The sequence below is a fragment of the Micromonospora sp. NPDC049048 genome, assembly GCF_043197615.1.
In the GTDB taxonomy this organism is placed as follows: domain Bacteria; phylum Actinomycetota; class Actinomycetes; order Mycobacteriales; family Micromonosporaceae; genus Micromonospora.
The window spans coordinates 120,142-139,238 of the sequence record NZ_JBICTM010000002.1 but is presented as its reverse complement, the minus strand read 5'-3'; the positions used below and the strand labels follow the sequence as shown (position 1 = coordinate 139,238).

The window sequence follows — 19,097 nt, the reverse complement described above, 5'->3', positions numbered from 1 at the left end:
GGGCCACGCCCGCCCCGCGACCAGCCGGGCCGCCACTGCGCCAACTGGTCGAGCCGGGGGCCGGTAGCCTCCCGGGATGCCTGACTCCACTCTCGACGGTCTGCTCGACTCGTTCACCGAACCGAGGCCATTCACCCGGGACACGGTCGCCCAGGCACCGCTCGCGCCGGGGGCACACGTCGTCGTCCTCGACGGTGACATCGTCTACGTCGGCGAGACGGGGCGCACCCTTCGGGAACGGCTCGGGACGCACCTGCGGGGCAACCGGGGCTCGTCGGTGTTGCACAAGCAGGTCGGCGAGCTGCTCGACCGCGAACTCGGCCGGCAGGCGACCACAGCCGAGATCGCCGCGTGGCTTGGCCGGTGCGAGATCCGGTGGCGGGTGACTGACGACCCGAAGGCGCTGAAGAAGGCACTGCTCACCCGGGTCGCGCCACGGTTCAACCGGCTGTTGCCCGGGCAACGGGCCGCGTCCACGGATCCGGTGGGCCGCTTCGAGCGGTTGGCGCAAGGCCGGTACTTCGACTCGGTGGTGGCGGCAAACCGGGCCTACCTCGACGCGGTCGTGCCGGACGCGGCGACCACCGAGCGGGAGTACTGGGCGCTCTCCTGCCTGCCCGGCACCCGGACGAACCCGCCACGGCTGTCAGCGGTCTCCATGAAGACGATGGAGACGTTCGTGCTGCACGAGCCGACCGATCGGGGTGCCAATGCCCGGGCCGAGGGCTTCGTGGTCGTCCGCAAGTCGGTGCTCGACCGGCACTGGACGCCGACGGGGTTCCGGGCGGCCCACCCCGCCATCATGAGGTGGTCGTCGGACTACGTCGATGCCGGACCCGACCAGGAGTGCCTCGGCGGTGACGTCGAGGACCTGATCGCGGCGTTCGGGGACGAGCGCATCGTCCTCGCCGCCCGCGCTCTCGCCGAACCGCTGCTCCGGTCGCGGACCCTGCACGCTCGCGGACACAACCAGCGACTCGCGGACGCGGTGCTCGGGCGACACGAGCACACCGACTGGATCTACCCGGTGGACGTGGGCGATGGCTCGTCGGGGGAAGCCGGCGGCGTCTGGGAGTACTTCCACAGCGACACCGTGGTCGACTGGCAGCTGCCCGCCGGCTACCACCAGATCGCCGCCGGCGACCGGATCTGGGCCTACGCCACCGAGCCACCCGCCCACCTCGTCGCGGCGGGCGTCGTATGTGGCGAGCCGTCCCAGCGGGCCACGGAGGGCGGGTTGGAGTGGCGGGTGGCGGTCCGCTGGGACGCTGAGCTGACCCGGCACCTCCGCGGCAGCGAGGAGGACCTGCCGGTGCTGCCGCCCGGTCCGGTGCGTGGCGTACGCGGAATGAGCGCGCCCGAGTTCGACCGGCTCGTCGACGTGCTGGAGGCGAGCAGGGCGCCGGAGCCCGAGGCGCTGGCGGAGGGCCGTCGCCGCCGGCTCGCGGAGGTCACCGCCCGTCAGGGGCAGGCAGACTTCCGGCGCCGGCTCATCGAGGCGTACGGAGGCTGCTGCGCGATCACCGGCTGCGACACCGAGGCCGCCCTCCAGGCCGCCCACATCTCGCCGTACGACGGACCCGCCACGAACAGGGTGACCAACGGTCTGCTGCTCCGGGCCGACGTGCACAACCTCTTCGACCGTGGCCTGATCTGGATCGACGACCAGCTCCGCATCCAGGTCAAGGCGGAGGCCGCGCACTACAGCCGCCGGAGCGGCGAGAAGCTGCGCCTGCCGGCACGTAGGGCGGATCATCCCGACGCCGCAGCGCTGCGCGCCCACCGCCGGAAGGTGGCCGGAATGCTGTGACGCCCTCGGCCGCCACATTGACTCTCGTGGCGGCCGGGTCGGCGGGTCAGGCTCCCGGCGACCGGTAGGTCGTGTTCACCCGGAGCGCCTCGTCCACTTCCTCGGGGGTCAGCAGCGGGTTGATCCGGGTTTCCAGGCCGCCGGCCGCCCGGATCGTGATGGCCAGGGCGATGGCGGTCTGCTGGTCGGGAAGGTCGCAGATCACGTACGCGTCGTACGGGCCGAGCCCGAAGTGGAGCGATTCCATCCGGCCACCGGTGTTCTCGACCAACGCCCGGATCACCTCGACGCGTCTCGCTGCGCCGTCCTGCATCAACCCGTTGATCCCCTCGACCGTGTAGGTCGCCGTGAACAGGAACCTCGCCATCCGGGCACCACCTCCAGGTTCCGGCCGCGCGTACCCGGTGTGCCGGTGTCTAGTCCTCCCGACGAGGGTGACGACGTGCCAAGGTTCTGCCCTGCCGCTCGGGCGCACCACATGCCCGTTGCCTTCTCGCCCGGCCGGACGGCCAGTCCGAGACGCCCAGGGGAGTACGACCCTCCGAGGGTGCGCAACCCGGGTGGTAGGCCCATCGCCAACTCCGGCATGACGACCCGTGACCACGCCGGTACATACGCTGCCGGCGTACTCGTCATGCGAGCGAAGGAGTCCTCGATGTACGTCCGTCACCTGCTTGCCGCCACCAGCGCCTACACCATGAGCGCCGGGCGACTCGGGTCCAGCGTCGCTGCCCTGCTGGGGCTGGCCGGCGTGATCATCGGCGGGCTGGCCCTGGCCCGCCCCGCCAGTCGTATCGGCACCGGCTCCGGCCGGCTCGGGGCCACCGTGGCCCTGGTGGCGGGGCTGATCGGCATCGCCCTCGGCGGGCTGGTCGTGGCCACCTCCGACAGCGGTATCGGCACCGGAAACGGGCGGGGCGGGGGCTACGTGGCCCTGGTGGTGGGGCTGATCGCCGTGGTCCTCGGCGGGCTGGCTCTGGTGCGTTCCCGGCGCATCGTCTGATCAGCGACCGGCCAGGGGCACCGGGTGGGTGCGGTGCCGTGGAGGTTGCCGTCAGGAGCGGGCGAGCCAGCCGGGAACGGTCAGGCCGGACTCGTACGCGAGGATCACCAACTGGGCCCGGTCCCGGACCCGGGTCTTGGTCATGATCCGGCTGACGTGCGTCTTCGCGGTGGCGGGGCTCAGCACCAGCCGCGCCGCGATCTCGTCGTTGGACAGGCCGGCGGCGACCAGCGCCATCACCTCACGCTCCCGCTCCGTCAGCGCGCTCAGCCGTGGCCCCGGATCCGGGTGCGTGGCCCGGGCGGCGAACTCGGAGATCAGTCGGCGGGTGATCGACGGCGCGATGAGCGCATCACCACGCGCCACCACCCGCACCCCGTGGATGAGCTCCGCCGGCTCGGTGTCCTTGACCAGGAAACCGCTCGCGCCGGCCCGCAGCGCGCCGTAGACGTACTCGTCCAGGTCGAACGTGGTCAGAATGATCACGCGGACGTCGGAACTCGTGGCGATCTCCCTGGTGGCGGCCAGGCCGTCCAGCCGGGGCATCCGGATGTCCATGAGGACGACGTCGGGCCGTAGCTGCCGGGCGAGCCGTACCGCCTCGGCACCGTCGGCGGCCTCGCCGACCACCTCGATGTCGCCCTCACCGCCCAGGATGGACCCGAACCCGGCGCGCACCAGGGTCTGGTCGTCGGCGAGCAGCACCCGGATCACGCCATGTCCCCCGGCTCCGGCCGAGGCGCGGGAGGGCCTGCCGGCACCGCGACGGGCGGTACCGGAAGGCGGGCGCGTACCCGGAAGCCGCCGTCCACGCCGGGGCCCGTGGTCAGCGAACCGCCCAGTGCCCGGGCCCGCTCGCCCATGCCCAGGATCCCGTTGCCGGGCTGCCCCGCCGCGCCGACGCCGTCGTCCTCGACCTCCAGCAGCACGTCGTCGCGGTCCGGTCGGACGCGGATCACCACGGCGGTCGCGCCGGCGTGCCGGGTCACGTTGGTGAGCGCCTCCTGGACGATCCGGTACGCCGCCAGGTCGACCTCCGGTGGCAGCGCCCGGGTCTCCGCCAGCTCGGTGCGGATCTCCAACCCGGACCGCCCGGCCGTCGTGACCAGCTCGTACAGGCGGTCGAGGCCGGGTGTGGGCACGGCCGGCTCGGCATCCTCGCGCCGCAGGATGCCGAGCGTCGTGCGCAGCTCCCGCAGCGTCTCCCTGCTCGTCTGCTTGATCGCGGCGAGCGCCTGCGCGGACCGGTCGGGATCCGGCCGGTGCAGCGCGGCGCTGGCCTGCACGTTGATCAGTGAGAGATGGTGACCGAGCACGTCGTGCAGCTCACGGGCGATGCGCAGCCGTTCCTCGGTGGCCCGTCGCCGGGCCTCCTCCTCCTTGCCCTGCTCCGCGGCCAGCACCCGGGCCTGCGCCTCGGCGAGGTAGGCCCGGCGGTTGCGGGTCACGCCCACGATGACCGCGACGAGCCAACCGGCGTGCAGCAGCGTCGCCCCGTTCACACTCTCGGCTGTCCGGTGGTAGCTGTCCGCGACGGCGAAGGCGACCACCGAGGCGAGACCGAGCCCGACGGCGACCCCGAGATGCCCCTCGTCGACGACGGTGTAGAGCGCCACGACGAACACCAGCATGATCGGCCCGGGCCGGTGCAGCAGCACTCCGTACGCGCTGACGGCAGCCAGCGCCACCACGCCCACCGCCACCGGGTGGCGGCGGCGGAGGTAGAGCGCGCCGGAGGCGGCCAGCACCGCAAACAGCGCCGCCCGTTCGGCGTCGGTGTCGATGCCGGACGCCTGCACCACCAGGCCGACGACGGCCACCAGGCCGACCAGCGGCACCAGGGCCGCCTTCGTCGCCAGGCCGTGCCACCGCGACGTCCACATGCGCCGAAGCCTAGTGCCGGATGCCCGTACGGCTCACTTGCGCCAGGCGGGGGCCATCCGTTCGGACATCTCGCGCCAGAACGTACGCAGGTCCTTCCGGTTGACCGCCTGCCAGTCCGCCCGCGCGCCGGGGCGGAACCACTGCCCGACGAGGTCGATCTGGTGGGCGCAGAAGACCTCCTCCATCTGGTACGGCAGCTCGTCGCCCTTGGGCGGCAGCGGGCACAGCCGGAACGGGCAGTCGTCGATGCAGGTGGAGCCCGGCTGGACGTCGTGCGCCTGGCGACGGCTGAGGGTGACCCGCATGGCGGTGCGGTCGATGGTCAGGCACGGCGGCAGCTCGGGTCGGCTGGCCCGGGTGAGCCGGCGGGCCCGTTCGGTGCCGTCCCGGCCCCGGTCGGCGAGGTTGAGCAGCAGCATCACGTCGGCGAGCAGCCGTTGGGCGCGCGGCTCCAGGACGGCCCAGCCGTGCGAGGTCGGCAGCCAGGAGTCCTGGAGCCGGCGGATGCCGGGCTGTGGGCTGACCGTCCCCACCCGTCCGACGATCTCCCGCTCGTCTATCCAGCAGTGTCGCTCGGGGTGCCGGTCGACGAGCGACTCGACGCACAGGTCCGCGACCCGACGGACCAGCGGGTGCTGGGTGCCGCTGTGCCGGTACGGGGCGCGGTCGCCGCCGCCGGCGATCGAGGTCCAGTAGTCGACCAGCCCGCGCGGGTCCGAGCCGTGACCCCGTTCGCGCAGCGTCTCGCCGGGGTCGCGGGGCAGGGCCAGCAGGGTCAGCGCCTGGATGAGCACCAGGTGGGAGTACCAGAACCGGGAGTGCCGCAGCGCCTTCTCGGCCTCCTCGACCAGCAGGCTGCGGTGCGTCGGGTAGACCCGGCAGTTCGCCGCGAGGCGGAACCCCTGGGCGAGCGTGAGCTCATGGACGCGGGCTCCGTCGGTGGCGTCGGCGGCCAGGCGGTGCACCCGGTGTTGCAGGGTCCGGTGGGCCTCCTGCCGCCAGTTCGGTTCGCCGGGGGCGTGCGCGTCGTCGGCGTAGAGGAACAGCGACGGCGTCAGCCAGGTCCGCACCTCGTCGAGGCGTTCCCGGTCCGGTGGCTCGTTCGCCTGCGGCGGCTCGATGAGCAGGTCGCGCAGCGCGCGTACGGCCGCGGTGCCGCCGGCGGCGATCTCGCGGGCCGCGGCGAGCCGAGGAAGGTACGACGTCTCGTCGGCCATCATGCGGAACAGTTGGTCGTACTGCGGGGCGGGTCGCTGCGACCGGAGTCCGGCGGGATCGGGCGGCCGGTCCACGAGCTGCCGGGCGGCGTCGCCGTAGCGGTGCACGAGGGCGATCTTGGCGTCTTCGAGGGGGCGGTCGGTGACGGAGCCGTCGCCCTGGTAGCGGCACCAGGCGTCGCGGATGGACCGGGCCAGCCGCTCGTGCGAGGTGTGCCCGGTGGCGGCGTCCATCTCGAGCGCGGCGGCGAACATCTCCAGCGCCCGGGTGCGGTTGCGGGTGCGTACCGCCTCGTCGCAGAGCCGCCGCAGGAGAGCGACGGAGCGGCTCCGGGCGGCCTTCGCGTACCGGCCTCCGGTGGGCAGTCCCATCTTCTGCCGGACGGCGTCGCCGAGGCGGGGCAGGTTCCCGGCCCGCGCGGTCGGCTGCCGCCGCCCGTCGAGTTGCTCGAACGCGCCCGCGCTGCGGGTGTACAGGGTGAGGGCGGCCAGCAGTTCCCGCCCGGGGCCGTCGTGGTGTGCGAAGGCCCGATCGAGGAAGCCGGGATCGCGCATGGCGGCGGTGAGGAAGCGCGAGCCGAGGTACGCCTGGATGACCCCGTGTTGGAAACGCACCCCGTCCTGCCGCTTCACCACGATGTTCAGCGCGTCCCCGGTGGTCTCGGCCAGCCCGACGTCCTGCGCGTTGCCGGCGTCGAGCTTGCGCAGCCGGTTGCGCAGCTCGGTCAGGATCCACCGCTGGCCGGCGTCGGTGGCGTCGCCGTCGGTGAGTTCCGTCGTCCGCACCGACAGCCGGTTGTCGCGCAGCCCGATGCAGGCGAGGGCGGAGAGCACCTCGATCGCGTCGGACCGTTCGACCTGCGGCAGGCCGTAGTCCTCGTACAGGTCACCGGCGACGGTGGCGTCGCGCCACTCCTCCAGCAGGCACCACCGCAGCGCGGCCCTGCCCGGGCCCACCGGCTCGACGCGGTCCAGCCGGTCGACCTCGTAGAGCTGTCCGATGATCCGCAGGTAGAACGGCGAGTCCGCGACGTCGGCGGCCTTGACCAGTTCCGTGACGCGGTCCCACCGGAGGCCCGCTTCCGAGCGGCGGCTGCGGGCCCGTACGTATTCGAGGGCGGGGCCCTGGGCGAGCGGCTCCAGTTGCAGCAGCAGCGCGTCCAGCCCACGCAGCGGATCGTCGGGCCGCGAGGCGACCACCAGGGGGAGCCGCTCGCGGACGGCGGCCCGGATGGCGTCGCGCAGCACGCTGTCCCGGTCGGCGGGCTGCGCGGCGTCGGCGAGGCTCTCCTCCAGCCCGTCGGCGAGCACCACGAGGCGGTTCTCCAGCCAGAGCCGCCGCCAGATCCGGTCGGCCTCGCCCGCGGCGCGCAGCCGGGTGTCGATGGTGCGCTCGAACTGTTCGAGGGCGAGCTGGCGGAAGTTGAGCTTCTCCGGATCGGTGACACTCCGCAGGTCGACCCCGACCGGTACGACGTCGGCGGCCATCAGCATCTCGGCGAGTCGCGCCAGGGTCGCGGTCTTGCCGGTGCCGATGCCGCCCACCAGCAGCAGGGGCCGCCGGGTCGCCCGGTCCCGGAGCCGCTGGATCAGCAGCTCGCACAGCTCGTCGCGGCCGACGACGTCACTCGGGTCGAGGCCCCGCTCGGCGCTGGGCAGCACCATCCGGCTGTTGCGCAGCACGTTGCGCCGGTACCAGCGGCGGACGGGGACGTACCGCCAGTAGTAGAAGAACGCGAGCCCCAGCGCCGCGACCATCAGGGGCTTGACGAAGCCCTGCACCTGCCCGCAGTAGTACGCCCTCGGCTGGTCTCCCTGGCACCACCTGGTCACCGGCAGGAGCCGCGGCTCGGTGTCGAGGACCGTCAGGACCAGGGACAGCAGGGTCCACGCGAGGAGCGTCCAGGCGACGGCGACGATCGTCCACCGGAGCCAGCGGCGGTACCGCCACCTGACCCGGTTGCCGGCCCGCTCGTCGGAGCGGCGGCGGCGGTCCCGCTCCGTCCGGCGTTCCCGGCGGGTGCGCCACCGGCGCCGGCGCTGGCGTAGCCACAGCTGGGCCGCCCAGACCGGACCACGTTTCGGCCCGTCCACGGTCACCCCCATGCTCGACATGGCCGGTTACCGGACGGAGGCCCGCCCGCCTCCCCCGCACGTTCACGTTAGTGCCGTTCCCGCAGGTGGGAGCCCGGTTTCGGCATTCCGTCGCGGCCCGCCCACGCCGGTGCCGCGCCCGTGCGGGCGGCCGGCCGGGGCACGGCGTCACCGCTCGGCGGTGGGGCAGGCGTAGTGTCCCGGTGATCGGTGGGAGGTGGGGGCGTGCGTACCAGGCTGGAGGTGCCGCCGGCGGTCGAGGCGGAGCGGGTCATCGCCGCCGTACTGGCCGACCTGCGCTCCGGCGACCATCGCGGCGTCGTGGTCGACTCGCCGCCGGGCGCCGGCAAGTCGACGCTGGTGGTGCGTGCCGCCGTCGAGCTGGCCGCCGCCGGGGAGCCGCTGATCATCGTCGCGCAGACCAACGAGCAGGTCGACGACCTCATCGACCGCCTGGCGCGTAAGGCGCCCGAGCTGCGCATCGGTCGGCTCTCCGCCGCCGACTACCGGCCGTCCGAGCGGGTCAGGGGCCACGAGACGGTCCGGGTCGCCGCGAAGGTCGCCGACCTCGGCGGTCCGGCCGTCATCATCGGTACGGCCGCCAAGTGGGCCACGGTCGCCGAGGGCTCCTGGCCGTGGGCGATCGTGGACGAGGCGTACCAGATGCGCTCCGACGCCCTGCTGCGCGTGGCCGGGCGGTTCGAGCGGGCGCTGTTCGTCGGCGATCCCGGCCAGCTCGACCCGTTCTCGACCGTGGAGACGGGGCGCTGGACGGGCCTGACCTGGGATCCGATGCAGTCGGCGGTGGCGGTGCTGCTGCGGCACAACCCGGAGCTGCCGGTGCACCGCCTGCCGGTGTCGTGGCGGCTGCCCGCCTCGGCGGCGCCCGTGGTGGCGGCGGCGTTCTACCCGTTCACCGGCTTCCGCGCCGGCACGTCCACCGCCGACCGGGCACTGAGCTTCACGGAGCCGGGGCGGGGCGACGCGCTGGACCGGGTGGTGGAGCTGGCGGCGTCCACCGGCTGGGCGCTGCACGAGCTGCCGGCCCGGCACACCCTGCGTACCGATGGGGAGGCCGCCTCGGCCTGCGCGGCGCTGGCGCTGCGGGTGCTCCAGCGGGGCGCGGTCGCCGTCAGCGAGCACGCGCCGGGCGGCGCGCCGGTCACCGCCGACCGGATCGCCGTCGGGGCCGCACACCGCGACCAGGTCGCGGCCATCCGGGCACACCTGGGCGAGGCCGGGGCGGGCATCACCGTCGACACCGCCAACCGGCTCCAGGGCCGGGAGTACGACGTGACGATCGTGCTGCACCCGCTGTCGGGCCGGCGCGACGCGACCGCGTTCCACCTGGAGTCGGGGCGGCTCTGCGTGCTGACGTCGCGGCACCGCCACGCGTGCGTCGTGGTGGCGCGCGCCGGGATCGGCGAGCTGCTGGACGCCCACCCGTCGACGGAGACCGTGCACCTAGACGTGCCGGTGAAGTTCCCGGACGGCTGGGAGGCGAACCAGACGATCCTCGCCCTGCTCGCGGCCACGACGACGGTGCCCGCCTGACCCGGCCGCGCGCGCACCGCCCCGGCCGCTCGCCACCTGCCGCCCCGGCCGCGCGTCATCCGTCCGGCCGCGCCGCCGCCGGGGCCGGACCGCGCTGGAGCGTCCGCCCTCTCGCCGGATGTCGATGGCTGTCCTAACATCCATCAACATCAAATTCCGGCTTCGGAGGGAACTCCCTATGACGGGTCCATTCGCCCGCTTCCTCGCCCCGGCCCGGCTGGCGCTCGCCGGCCTGGGCGCCGCGCTGCTCGCCGCGGTGGGCGCCATCGCCGTCGTGGCCGCACCGGCCCAGGCCGCCGGCCCCCGGCCGAACTTCCAGATGCCGTTCCCCTGCGGCGAGACCTGGCGGCTGGCCACCTACTACGGGCACGACGACTACGACATCGACATGACCTTCACGGGCGGGGCCAGCAACGGCCGGCCGATCCTCGCCTCGTACGCCGGCACCGTCACGTTCGCCGGCTGGGGCAACGGCGGCGGCTGGTACGTGGTGATCGACCACGGCGGCGGCTGGAAGACCCTCTACCTGCACATGATCGAGTCTCCGCCGGTGCGCGCCGGGCAGTGGGTGTCGACCGGCCAGCAGATCGGCCGGGTCGGCAGCACCGGGAACTCGACCGGCCCGCACCTGCACTACGAGCAGACGCGCGACGGCGTCAAGACCGAGGCGTACTTCAACGGCGTGCCCTCCGGCATCACCTCCGACGGCAGCCCGAACACCGGGCCGCTCTACGTCTCCGGCCCCACCTCGCCGGCCCGGAACATGACCAGCCAGAACTGTGGGCAGGTCAGCTCCAACCGCCAGGTGTACGAGTCCGGCAGCCACAGCGGCTGGCAGATGCTGCCGGTCAACAGCATCACCGGCTCGGCCACCGCGTCGATGGTCATGGGCACCAACAAGCTGCTCTACACGGTCAACGACGGCCGGGTGTACGAGGCGTCCAGCGACACCGGCTGGCGCAACCTGTGGACGGGCATCTCGGGGGTCAGCAACAACGCCCTCGCCGTGATCAACGTCGACGGCGTGAAGTACATCTACACCGTGGTCGGGGGCACGGTGCACGAGGCGGCGAGCAACAACGGTTGGCGCAACCTGAACTCGGGCATCTCCGGGGTGAGCGCGAACGCGTTGGCGGCGATCGCGGTCGGCGGTGTGAAGTACGTCTACACCGTGGTCGGGGGCATGGTGCACGAGGCGGCGAGCAACAACGGTTGGCGCAACCTGAACTCGGGCATCTCCGGGGTGAGCCCGAACGCGTTGGCGGCGATCAACCACAACGGGGTGAAGATCGTCTACACGGTGGTCGGGGGCACGGTGCACGAGGCGGCCAGCAACGCCGGTTGGCGCAACCTGAACTCGGGCATCTCCGGCGTCAGCCCGGACGCGTTGGCGGCGACGAGCATGGACGGCGTCAAGTACGTCTACACCGTGGCCGGGGGCATGGTGCACGAGGCGGCCAGCAACGCCGGCTGGCGCAACCTCAACTCCGGCGTCCGGGGCACGGGCGTCTCGGCGACCAACCTCACCGGGGTGAAGATCCTCTACACCGTCTGACCTCATCCTGGCCGGACCGCCCGGCGATCCGCACCCGGCCCTCCCGCCGGCCCCGGGATCGCCGGGCGGTCCCACCCGACCCGCACCTGTTCGACGAGGGCCATGCAAGCGGTGGCGGGTAATTTGCGGACGGCAATGTGCGGCCTTTTGTTATCCCTCCAAATGGGTGTTGTCAAAATGGTGCGCAATTGCTGTCGTAACATCGATGGCGATCACTCGACGGCGATTCCTATCCTGGCCACGGCGCTACCGATCGTCGTAGCCCGACCCGTGGCCTGCCGGCCCATCTGGCCGGCGGCCTTGTCGCTCGCCCCCTGCGCGCCCACATCGCGAGGTGTCGAATGGTCAGTGCAATCCGTTTCCGTGCCACCGTCGCGGCGGTGGTCACCTGCGCCCTGGTCCTGGTGACCGGGTCCACGCCGGCCTGGGCAGACGTAGGCGACCGGGCCGCCCGCGAGGAGTTGCGGCGGTACCTGTCGACGCACCCCGGCGGCACGCCGATCAACGACAACGAGATCAGCTACGGCGATGGCGCGTTCGTCGTCACCCTCCGCGCCCCGGTCGGCACGTATGGCGTGGCCGACTGTCCGCAGGGCTGGTACTGCTTCTACGACCGGCCCAGCTACGGCTACCCTCGTGGCCGCCTCTCCGACTGCGGACGGCAGAGCCTGTCCACCTGGGACTGGCAGTTCCGCGTCGAGTCGGCCCACTACAACCTCGCCAGCGGATCCGTCTCGTTCTACTACCACGGCACCTGGCTGTTCGACGTCGGTGCCGCGAACCGGGTCCGCAGCGACGCGAGCCCCTACCGGAACTGGGCCAACTACGTCGACCGTCGCTGCTGACGGTACGGCGGGCCGTACCGGTGTCACCCGCACCGGGCGCCGGTGCTGGAGTCGGTGCGGGTGTTGGCCAGGAAGAGCAGGTAGCTGAGGGTCAGGTTCTCGGCGACGCTCGTCGTCTGGTGGCTGAGCAGTTCCCCGCTGTTCCGATCGAACTGGAGCGTCACCCGCCGTCCCTGGCCGTCGTCGGTGCTGTACGCCAGCCCCGGCCGGTCGGCCCAGTCCAGGTAGCTGCCCCGGGCCGTGATCCCCGGTGTCGTCCCGAGCTTGTGGAGCATGACGGAGTGCTGTCCCGGCTCGAGGAGGTGATACCGGTGGTAGCGGCTGATCAGCTCCATCAGGCCGGCGGCGTTGCGCAGCTCCGGCGGCAGCTCGTCCAGCTGCGCCGAGAGCTGCTCACTCAGCTCGGCCGGGTCGGCCGACGGCTCGGGCGGGATCTCCGTCAGCTCTCCCTCCTGGTACCGCGACTCCTGCGGCTCGGAGCGCTGGCCGGCCACCACGGGGGTGACGACCCGCCGGCCGGAGCGCTTGCTGGTCCACCAGAGCTGCTCGTCGTGGTGGCTGTCGAGATCGACCCCGGACGCGAGGTTCGCCGGAGGCGACCAGACCCGTAGACAGATCGAGGTGTACGGACCCTTGGCCGCTGGCGACGGGCGGGCGGCGACCGTGAGCGCGAGAGCGGCGAGTTGTGCGCTCGCGTCGCCGGCCGACGGGGCCACGGCACGCCGGTACAACCCGGTGGCCGGCTCGTCGCGTACGACGAGTACGGCGACTCCGCCGACGACCACCGAGACCAGGGACACGCCGCCGATCAGCACCGCCTTCAGCGCGCGTGCCGAGGGCCACAGCGAGCGCGTACGGCGGCGCGTCGGTCGGGGCGCGACGGAATCGGGCGCGAGCGGGCGGCGTGGGCGCGGTATGCCGTCCGCCTCGAACGCCGTACGCCCCGGGGGTGGGGGCGGGGCCCCGCGGAGCGTGCGCGCCGGATCGCGCCGGGCATGGCGGGGCCCTGCGGCGCGGGCGGCGTCGCCCCGGTGATCGGTGATCGTGACGAGCGGTTCGCGGGTCGCCGGGACGTGGCCGTGGAACTCCGCCGCGCCGCTCCACTCGTGCGGTAGGCGCAGATCGGTCGCGGCCCCGTGCCGGCCGTGCTGGGCGGACCCGGACGACTGCCACTCGGGTATGGGCACCACCCCGTACGTCCACACCGGCGGCGCGGGGTCGCCGGGCAGCCCGGGATGCTCCGGCCACGCGGTGTCGGGCGTGGCGGGACGGGCAGGCGGATGCGGTCGCCGGGCCGTGGCGTCGATCGGTCCGGACCCCCCGCCGTCCGGTCCCGTGGGCCCGGAGGGGACATCGTGGCCGCGCGCCCCGGGAACCGGTGCCGCCGGTACGGGCACCTGCTGTGGCGGGGCGACCTGGTCCTGGAACTCCCGTCGGTACGCCTCGGCCGCTTCGGCGGCCAGGCGGAAGTACCACGCGCGCCCCACCGGCCCGGCGTTCTCGTAGGTGCAGCTGATCAGCGCCTGGCTCACCAGGGAGAGCAGGTACTGCGCCCGCCAGTTCGCGCGCCAGCTACCGTCCTTCGCGTAGGTCGTGCCGACCGCGTAGCAGGACCTGATCACCTCGGTCAGCAGCAGGGGCAGCCGCCCCGAGGGCTCCGGCGCCGGGTCGATCAGCAGGGCCCGCAGCGCGTCGGCCCGTACGCCGACGAGGCCTTCCGCCACCTCGGGCAGGACGGCGTCCAGCAGCAGGATCACCAGGTCGCGGGTGAGGGGCGCGTTCGTGGCGAAGCGGGGGAGGTCCACGAGGCAGAACTCGTCGACCCGGACCAGGCTCTGGCGGGTGGCGGGATAGAGGACGCTGTCGCGGTGCGGGTCGCCGTGCGAGGCCCCGCACCGCTGGTCCAGTTCGGCGTCCCCGAGGGGCGAGTTCGACGCGGCGAGGCGCAGCGGGTTGGGTAGCGGCTGGTCGTGCCCCGCCACCCGGAACCAGTCCGCGTCGGGGTCGACCAGAGCCAGCGTCCTGACCGACTCCAGGACCTCCCGCCACGCGCCTGCGTCGTCCAGCTCCCGCCACACGAACTCGTGGACGGTGGTGCGGCTCGTCCGCTGCTCCCGGCGACACCAGACGTTGAGGAACCTGTGGACGAGGGTCCGGTAGGCCTCGACGAGCTGGGCGTCCGGCACTTCGGCGAGGGAGAGCACGTGCTCCGCGCCACGGGCGACGTCCTGGAACATGAGGAATCGGCCGTCGCCGACCGGGTAGCGGGGGTACGGCTGCCGGACGAGGTGGCGCTCCGCGAACTCGGGATCGGCGTCGATCGCCGCCTGGTGCCGAGCCGTCTCCTCGGCGGACCGCTGGTCCGGCAGCACCTTGACGTAGAGCTCCTCCGCGTCGTGACCTCGGGCCCCGGCGACGACGACGCGTACGAGGTGGGCCCCACCGCGCCCGCGATGCCGCTTGCCGTTCAGGGACATCCGCCACGTGGCGCCCCGGCCGCTGGCGAACTCGTCCAGAGCCGCCTCGGTTGTCGTATCCAGCACGTAGTTTCTGAGGTCGTCGAGACCGTCACCCATGTCCGTCGTTGGACCTTCCACGAGGAGTGAAAGCGGGCGGACGAGCGGGGGTGGTCGTCCGTTCAGGGCTGCCGCCGGTGAGGCGCGCAGGCCAAGGTACCTCAGTTTTCAGGGCGAACGCGCCACATGTTCACGACATGGATCATACCTACTCGTAGGTAACCAACTGGCCGCATTTCGGGTGCAAGCACTGGCTGCCACCTGGCATTGATCTCGATGCATTGGCTGATCCGTGACTCGGTCCACTGATCCCCAGCTCAGGAGCCCGATGTGGTCCGTGGCGGCACCGCCGGCCCGTCGACGGGATGTGCCGTGGCGGTCGATTGACCTGGGCGCGCGGTGTCGGCGCGAGACGGCGGAAGAGGTGACTCCCTCGGCGTGTCGGGAAGTCGGTGGGCCCAGCCGTGATCAGGGCGCCATGGACCTCAAGGCTGCCGGGAGGGGTCCATGGCGTCCTGATCACGTGACCGGCGCCCCGCCAACACGTTCGCCGGCAACTGGACCAGCGCCCCGCGTACGCCATCTGCGCGACGGCGTGGTCACCGCGGCGCCCTGCTGCGCGACACCCTCTCCGCGGGCAGCACCTGCCGCTGTCTCCCGCCCGCGCCGCTGCCCCGCCTCTAGCCTTCGGCTGCCGGTCGGCAGTCGACATCGAGAGCCGGTAAACCCCGCAGCTCCTTGCGGTGTCTTGCTGGCTGAGGGACCAGGAGGGCCAGATGCGAGACGCGCATGGCGCGGAGTTCGACGACTTCGTCCGTACCCGGTCGGTGGCGCTGTTGCGGGTGGCCTATCTGCTGACCGGCGACCGACACGCGGCCGAGGATCTGCTTCAGGAGGTACTGGAGCAGGTGTACGTGCGGTGGCGTCGGGTGCGCATCTCCCCGGAGGCGTACGCCCGGCGGGCCCTGGTCAACCGGTCGATCAACCGGTGGCGGCGGCGGGCCCGGCGGCCGGAGCAGGCGTTGGGGGACAACGACGGGGTTGCCCGGGACCACGCCGAGGACATCGCGTTGCGCCAGACGGTCGTCGCGGCGCTGCGTACCCTGCCGCCCCGGCAGCGCGCCGCCGTCGTGCTGCGCTACCTGGAGGACCTGTCGGTCGCCGACGTCGCCGGGGCGCTGCGCTGCTCCGAGGGCACCGTGAAGAGCCACGCCTCCCGGGGCCTCGCCCACCTTCGGGAGGCGCTGGCCGGATCGAGTCTCGTCCTGTCCGTCCCGAGCGACACCGGGAGTGCGCGATGACCATCGAAGAGAGTGACGTGCAGGGTGTCCTGCGTCGGGTGACCGATGACCTCGTCAACCCGCCGACTCTGCTTGAGGACGTGCGACGGGGTGGGCGTCGCCGGTTGCGTCGACGTCGAGCCGTCCTGGCCGTGGTGTGCGCGGCCGTGGTGGCGGTACCCGTCGGCGGTGCGCTCCACCTCGCGGACGACAGGGCCGCGGTCAAGGTCGCCTCGCCGCTGTTCGACGAACCCACCCGCGGCGACCTGGCCGGCGACGGAGGATATCTGCGGCAGGTCCGGCAGGCGTGGCGGGACGGGGCGAGGGACGCCGGCTCCGGCGTCGAAGGCGATCCGCACGTGGTCTGGGCGGGAAACACCCCGGCCGGGCCTGCCGCGTACGTCGCGCAGCGGACCACCGTCACCCCCGAGGTGTCGCCAGCCGGCGACCGGATGATCGGCTATGCCGCGTTCGTCGAGCCCACCGCCGAGGGGCCGCGGGTCATGAAGTGGGAGACCGTGACCGACACCAACGACGGCAATTCGTCGGCCGTGCTGCTCGGGCCGCGCCGCGACGTGCTGGTCGTGCTCGACGCCGGACACCAGGTGGAGTTCTCACCGACGTTCCGGTACGCCGCGGACGGCCGGATCGAGCGCACCTTCCTGCCGGTGGTCTTCCGGGACGGGGCCGCTGTGCTGTCGGTGCCGCCGCAGCGCGACAGGGTGACGGTCGCCCTGGTCAGGACGGCGGCCAGCGCGACGACCATCGTCCACGTCGCCAACGCGGCCCACCTCCTCTTCGCCGACCGGAAGGCCACTCCGCAGCCGCGGTCGGTCACCTACACGTTGCCCGGTGCGGAACGGGTGTGGGGCGACACCCCCGCCGCGCAGGTCGGCAACGTCTACGAGAACGCGCTCGCCGCCTACGTCGATCACGGCGGCATGCACCGGGCCGGGGCTTCTCCCCACCTGATCGTCTACGGGGCGACCCCCGACGGCCGGCAGTTGCTGCTTGAGAGCGTCCAGTACGACGACGATCCCGCACGCGCGATCGCCCTGCTCGCCCATGCCGGCGCGCCCTTCCGGCCGGTGGCCAGCGGGTTCATCGACTGGAACGCGCCGCTGCCGGTGCGGCTGCGGCTGCCCGACGGGCAGGGTGTCCTCGTCGCCGCCGAAGGCGCGGCGCTGAGCTACCGGGTCGGTGCCGGGGAATGGCACGACGCCGGGCGCGGCGCGGCGCTGCTACCCGCCGACGCCACCGAGGTACGCGTCACCGCCACCGGCGGCACGGTCAGCACCGTCCAGGTCGACCCCTAGGCAGCCACCGGACAGCGACGGGCACCACCACCTCCGTGGCGGTGCCCGTCGCCGGCAGGTTCAGCGGCGGTTGTAGCGGTACATGGTGAGCGTGCCGAAGACCAGCACGAAGCCGGCGCTCCACAGCAGCATCCACATGGTGGCCGACGCGTCCGACGTCCCCGACATCATCGCGCGCACCGAGGCCACCAGCTGCGTGATCGGGTTGACCTTGACGAACGCCTGGAGCCAGCCGGGCATCGTGGTGGGCTCGACGAAGACGTTGCTGAGGAACGTCAGCGGGAACAGCACCATCATGCTCACGCCCATCACGGACTTCTCGCTGCGCAGGACGAGGCCGAAGAACGTCCAGACCCAGGAGAACGCGAACGAGAAGACCACCAGCAGGCCGATCCCGCCCAGTACGCCGGCCGGCCCGCCGTCGGGCCGGAACCCCAGCACCAGCCCGACGCCGAGGATGACCACGGCCGCCAGCACGTACCGCAGCACGTCGCCGAAGATCATGCCGACCAGCGGGGCCGGCCGCCAGACCGACAGCGTCCGGAACCGGTCGAAGACGCCCTTCTCGATGTCGGTGTTCAGCCCGACGCCCGTGTACATGGTGATCATCACGACGCTCGTCACCATGATGCCGGGCAGGAAGAACTGGAGGTAGTCGCGCGGGCTGTCGGCCAGGGCGCCGCCGAACAGGTACGTGAACATCAGCACCATGATGATCGGGAACGCCGTCACGTCGAACAGCTGCTCCGGCACGTGCTTGATCTTCAGCAGCGCGCGCCAGCCGAAGGTGAGCGACGCCGACAGCGCGTTCGGCCGGGGCGGTCGCGCGCCGGGCGCCAGGACGGTGGCGAGCGCCTCCGCCGACGGTACGTAGACGGACGGGGCGCGCCCGGTCGTGGTGGCGTTGCTCATCGGGCTGCCTCCAGCTGGTCGTCCCGCTCGTCGGCGGCGACGGCGGGATGGTCGGTCAGGGCCAGGAAGACCTCGTCGAGGCTCGGCTGACCGAGGGAGAAGTCGTCGACGACGATGCCGGCGCGCGCCAGGTCCCCGAGCGCGCGGGCGGCCTGCGCGCTGGCGTCGAGGTCGCTGCCGTCCCCGCCGACCCGCGCGGTCAGCGCGACCGGATCGGGTTCGAGCTGCACCGGCACGCCGAGGGCCACCTGGAGCAGCTTCTCCGCGTCCGGCCGCTGCCCGGGATCGCGCAGCCGCAGGTGGACGGTGCCGGAACCGACCGACGACTTCAGCTCGCCCGGGGTGCCCTCCGCGATCACCCGGCCGTGGTCCACCACCGCGATGCGGCCGGCGAGCTGGTCGGCCTCGTCCAGGTACTGCGTGGTGAGCAGCACCGTCGTGCCGTGCGCCACGACGGCCCGGACGATCTCCCACACCTGGTTGCGGCTGCGCGGGTCCAGCCCCGTCGTCGGCTCGTCGAGGAACAGCAGGTCGGGGGTGTTGAGGATGCTCGCCGCGATGTCGATGCGCCGCCGCATGCCGCCCGAGTACTTCTTCACCTGCCGGTCGCCCGCCTCCGTCAGACCGAACGCGGCGAGCATGCCCTCCGCCCGCGCCCGGGCGGCCGGTTTGCCGTGCCCGAGTAGGCGGGCGAGGAGCACCAGGTTCTCCAGCCCGGTCAGGTCCTCGTCCACGGAGGCGTACTGGCCGGTCAGGCTCATCCGGGCGCGTACGGCGTCGGCCTCGGTGACGACGTCGTGCCCGAAGACGCGGGCCCGGCCGCCGTCGGGGCGCAGCAGCGTCGCCAGCACCCGTACCGCTGTGGTCTTGCCGGCGCCGTTGGGGCCGAGCAGCCCGTAGACGGTGCCGGCGGGGACCTGGAGGTCCATGCCGGCGAGCGCCCGGGTGGCCCCGAACGACCGGGTCAGGCCTTCGGCCTCGATGGCCAGGCCGATGGTACGTGTCATGCTCCCTGCCTTCCTCATGTGTCACACGTTCAGCAGACGTACGGGCGTGCGGCGCGCAGGGCCAGGCCCCACCAGCGGAGCTGGTCCAGCGGGACGTCGGCGGT

General features: G+C 72.8%; 14 protein-coding genes. 7 read left to right on the top strand and 7 right to left on the bottom strand.

Annotated features, from left to right (window positions below; translation table 11 throughout):
- Window positions 1-76: 76 nt before the first annotated feature.
- Window positions 77-1,810, top strand: a complete 1,734-nt coding sequence (locus tag ACGFIG_RS06030; protein ID WP_392999722.1) for an HNH endonuclease — start codon at window positions 77-79, stop codon at window positions 1,808-1,810.
- A gap of 46 nt (window positions 1,811-1,856) precedes the next feature.
- On the opposite strand, the gene ACGFIG_RS06025 is transcribed toward ACGFIG_RS06030, so the two are convergent.
- Complete coding sequence (locus ACGFIG_RS06025) at window positions 1,857-2,177, bottom strand: GYD domain-containing protein (protein WP_392999720.1); 321 nt, start codon at window positions 2,175-2,177, stop codon at window positions 1,857-1,859.
- A gap of 288 nt (window positions 2,178-2,465) precedes the next feature.
- Here ACGFIG_RS06025 and ACGFIG_RS06020 point away from each other — a divergent pair, with 288 nt between their 5' ends.
- A complete protein-coding gene (locus ACGFIG_RS06020) occupies window positions 2,466-2,813 on the top strand; it encodes a DUF6223 family protein (RefSeq protein ID WP_392999718.1) in 348 nt (115 codons plus the stop codon).
- A 51-nt stretch (window positions 2,814-2,864) separates the two neighbouring features.
- Here ACGFIG_RS06020 and ACGFIG_RS06015 read toward each other — a convergent pair whose 3' ends face one another.
- Genes ACGFIG_RS06015 through ACGFIG_RS06005 form a run of 3 tightly spaced genes read right to left on the bottom strand, consistent with a single transcriptional unit; the run spans window position 2,865 to window position 8,029 of the window.
- Window positions 2,865-3,527 carry a response regulator gene (locus ACGFIG_RS06015; protein WP_392999716.1) on the bottom strand — a complete coding sequence of 221 codons (663 nt, stop codon included), beginning with the start codon at window positions 3,525-3,527 and terminating at the stop codon, window positions 2,865-2,867.
- Window positions 3,524-4,696, bottom strand: coding sequence for a sensor histidine kinase (locus ACGFIG_RS06010; RefSeq protein ID WP_392999714.1), 1,173 nt, complete (start codon window positions 4,694-4,696; stop codon window positions 3,524-3,526). Before ACGFIG_RS06010 ends, ACGFIG_RS06015 begins: the two co-directional genes overlap by 4 nt.
- A gap of 33 nt (window positions 4,697-4,729) precedes the next feature.
- On the bottom strand, window positions 4,730-8,029 hold the full coding sequence (locus ACGFIG_RS06005) for an NACHT domain-containing protein (protein ID WP_392999712.1): 3,300 nt from the start codon (window positions 8,027-8,029) through the stop codon (window positions 4,730-4,732).
- A gap of 204 nt (window positions 8,030-8,233) precedes the next feature.
- On the opposite strand from ACGFIG_RS06005, the gene ACGFIG_RS06000 reads away from it, so the two are divergent.
- The 3 genes from ACGFIG_RS06000 to ACGFIG_RS05990 all read left to right on the top strand — a co-directional run bounded on the left by ACGFIG_RS06000 (window position 8,234) and on the right by ACGFIG_RS05990 (window position 11,962).
- On the top strand, window positions 8,234-9,562 hold the full coding sequence (locus tag ACGFIG_RS06000; RefSeq protein ID WP_392999710.1) for an AAA family ATPase: 1,329 nt from the start codon (window positions 8,234-8,236) through the stop codon (window positions 9,560-9,562).
- Window positions 9,563-9,740: 178 nt separating this feature from the next.
- On the top strand, window positions 9,741-11,117 hold the full coding sequence (locus ACGFIG_RS05995) for a M23 family metallopeptidase (RefSeq protein ID WP_392999708.1): 1,377 nt from the start codon (window positions 9,741-9,743) through the stop codon (window positions 11,115-11,117).
- Between the two features lie 341 nt (window positions 11,118-11,458).
- On the top strand, window positions 11,459-11,962 hold the full coding sequence (locus ACGFIG_RS05990; RefSeq protein ID WP_392999706.1) for a hypothetical protein: 504 nt from the start codon (window positions 11,459-11,461) through the stop codon (window positions 11,960-11,962).
- Window positions 11,963-11,985: 23 nt separating this feature from the next.
- Here ACGFIG_RS05990 and ACGFIG_RS05985 read toward each other — a convergent pair whose 3' ends face one another.
- Window positions 11,986-14,538 (bottom strand): hypothetical protein, encoded by a 2,553-nt coding sequence (locus ACGFIG_RS05985; protein WP_392999704.1) that lies wholly within the window; start codon window positions 14,536-14,538, stop codon window positions 11,986-11,988.
- A 716-nt stretch (window positions 14,539-15,254) separates the two neighbouring features.
- Here ACGFIG_RS05985 and ACGFIG_RS05980 point away from each other — a divergent pair.
- Window positions 15,255-15,779, top strand: a complete 525-nt coding sequence (locus tag ACGFIG_RS05980; protein WP_392999702.1) for a SigE family RNA polymerase sigma factor — start codon at window positions 15,255-15,257, stop codon at window positions 15,777-15,779.
- Complete coding sequence (locus tag ACGFIG_RS05975; protein ID WP_392999700.1) at window positions 15,776-17,074, top strand: hypothetical protein; 1,299 nt, start codon at window positions 15,776-15,778, stop codon at window positions 17,072-17,074. The genes ACGFIG_RS05980 and ACGFIG_RS05975 overlap by 4 nt, the downstream gene beginning before the upstream one ends.
- Before the next feature lie 60 nt (window positions 17,075-17,134).
- Here ACGFIG_RS05975 and ACGFIG_RS05970 read toward each other — a convergent pair whose 3' ends face one another.
- Complete coding sequence (locus ACGFIG_RS05970; RefSeq protein WP_392999698.1) at window positions 17,135-17,986, bottom strand: ABC transporter permease; 852 nt, start codon at window positions 17,984-17,986, stop codon at window positions 17,135-17,137.
- A complete protein-coding gene (locus ACGFIG_RS05965; RefSeq protein WP_392999696.1) occupies window positions 17,983-18,993 on the bottom strand; it encodes an ATP-binding cassette domain-containing protein in 1,011 nt (336 codons plus the stop codon). Before ACGFIG_RS05965 ends, ACGFIG_RS05970 begins: the two co-directional genes overlap by 4 nt.
- Between the last annotated feature and the right edge of the window lie 104 nt (window positions 18,994-19,097).

Excerpts from the sequence above, each read along its gene's own strand:
- ACGFIG_RS06030 (WP_392999722.1), top strand. The coding sequence starts at position 77 with ATGCCTGACTCCACTCTCGACGGTCTGCTCGACTCGTTCACCGAACCG.
- ACGFIG_RS06025 (WP_392999720.1), bottom strand. The coding sequence starts at position 2,177 with ATGGCGAGGTTCCTGTTCACGGCGACCTACACGGTCGAGGGGATCAAC.
- ACGFIG_RS06020 (WP_392999718.1), top strand. The coding sequence starts at position 2,466 with ATGTACGTCCGTCACCTGCTTGCCGCCACCAGCGCCTACACCATGAGC.
- ACGFIG_RS06010 (WP_392999714.1), bottom strand. The coding sequence starts at position 4,696 with ATGTGGACGTCGCGGTGGCACGGCCTGGCGACGAAGGCGGCCCTGGTG.
- ACGFIG_RS06005 (WP_392999712.1), bottom strand. The coding sequence starts at position 8,029 with ATGTCGAGCATGGGGGTGACCGTGGACGGGCCGAAACGTGGTCCGGTC.
- ACGFIG_RS05995 (WP_392999708.1), top strand. The coding sequence starts at position 9,741 with ATGACGGGTCCATTCGCCCGCTTCCTCGCCCCGGCCCGGCTGGCGCTC.
- ACGFIG_RS05990 (WP_392999706.1), top strand. The coding sequence starts at position 11,459 with ATGGTCAGTGCAATCCGTTTCCGTGCCACCGTCGCGGCGGTGGTCACC.
- ACGFIG_RS05985 (WP_392999704.1), bottom strand. The coding sequence starts at position 14,538 with ATGGGTGACGGTCTCGACGACCTCAGAAACTACGTGCTGGATACGACA.
- ACGFIG_RS05980 (WP_392999702.1), top strand. The coding sequence starts at position 15,255 with ATGCGAGACGCGCATGGCGCGGAGTTCGACGACTTCGTCCGTACCCGG.
- ACGFIG_RS05975 (WP_392999700.1), top strand. The coding sequence starts at position 15,776 with ATGACCATCGAAGAGAGTGACGTGCAGGGTGTCCTGCGTCGGGTGACC.
- ACGFIG_RS05970 (WP_392999698.1), bottom strand. The coding sequence starts at position 17,986 with ATGAGCAACGCCACCACGACCGGGCGCGCCCCGTCCGTCTACGTACCG.
- ACGFIG_RS05965 (WP_392999696.1), bottom strand. The coding sequence starts at position 18,993 with ATGACACGTACCATCGGCCTGGCCATCGAGGCCGAAGGCCTGACCCGG.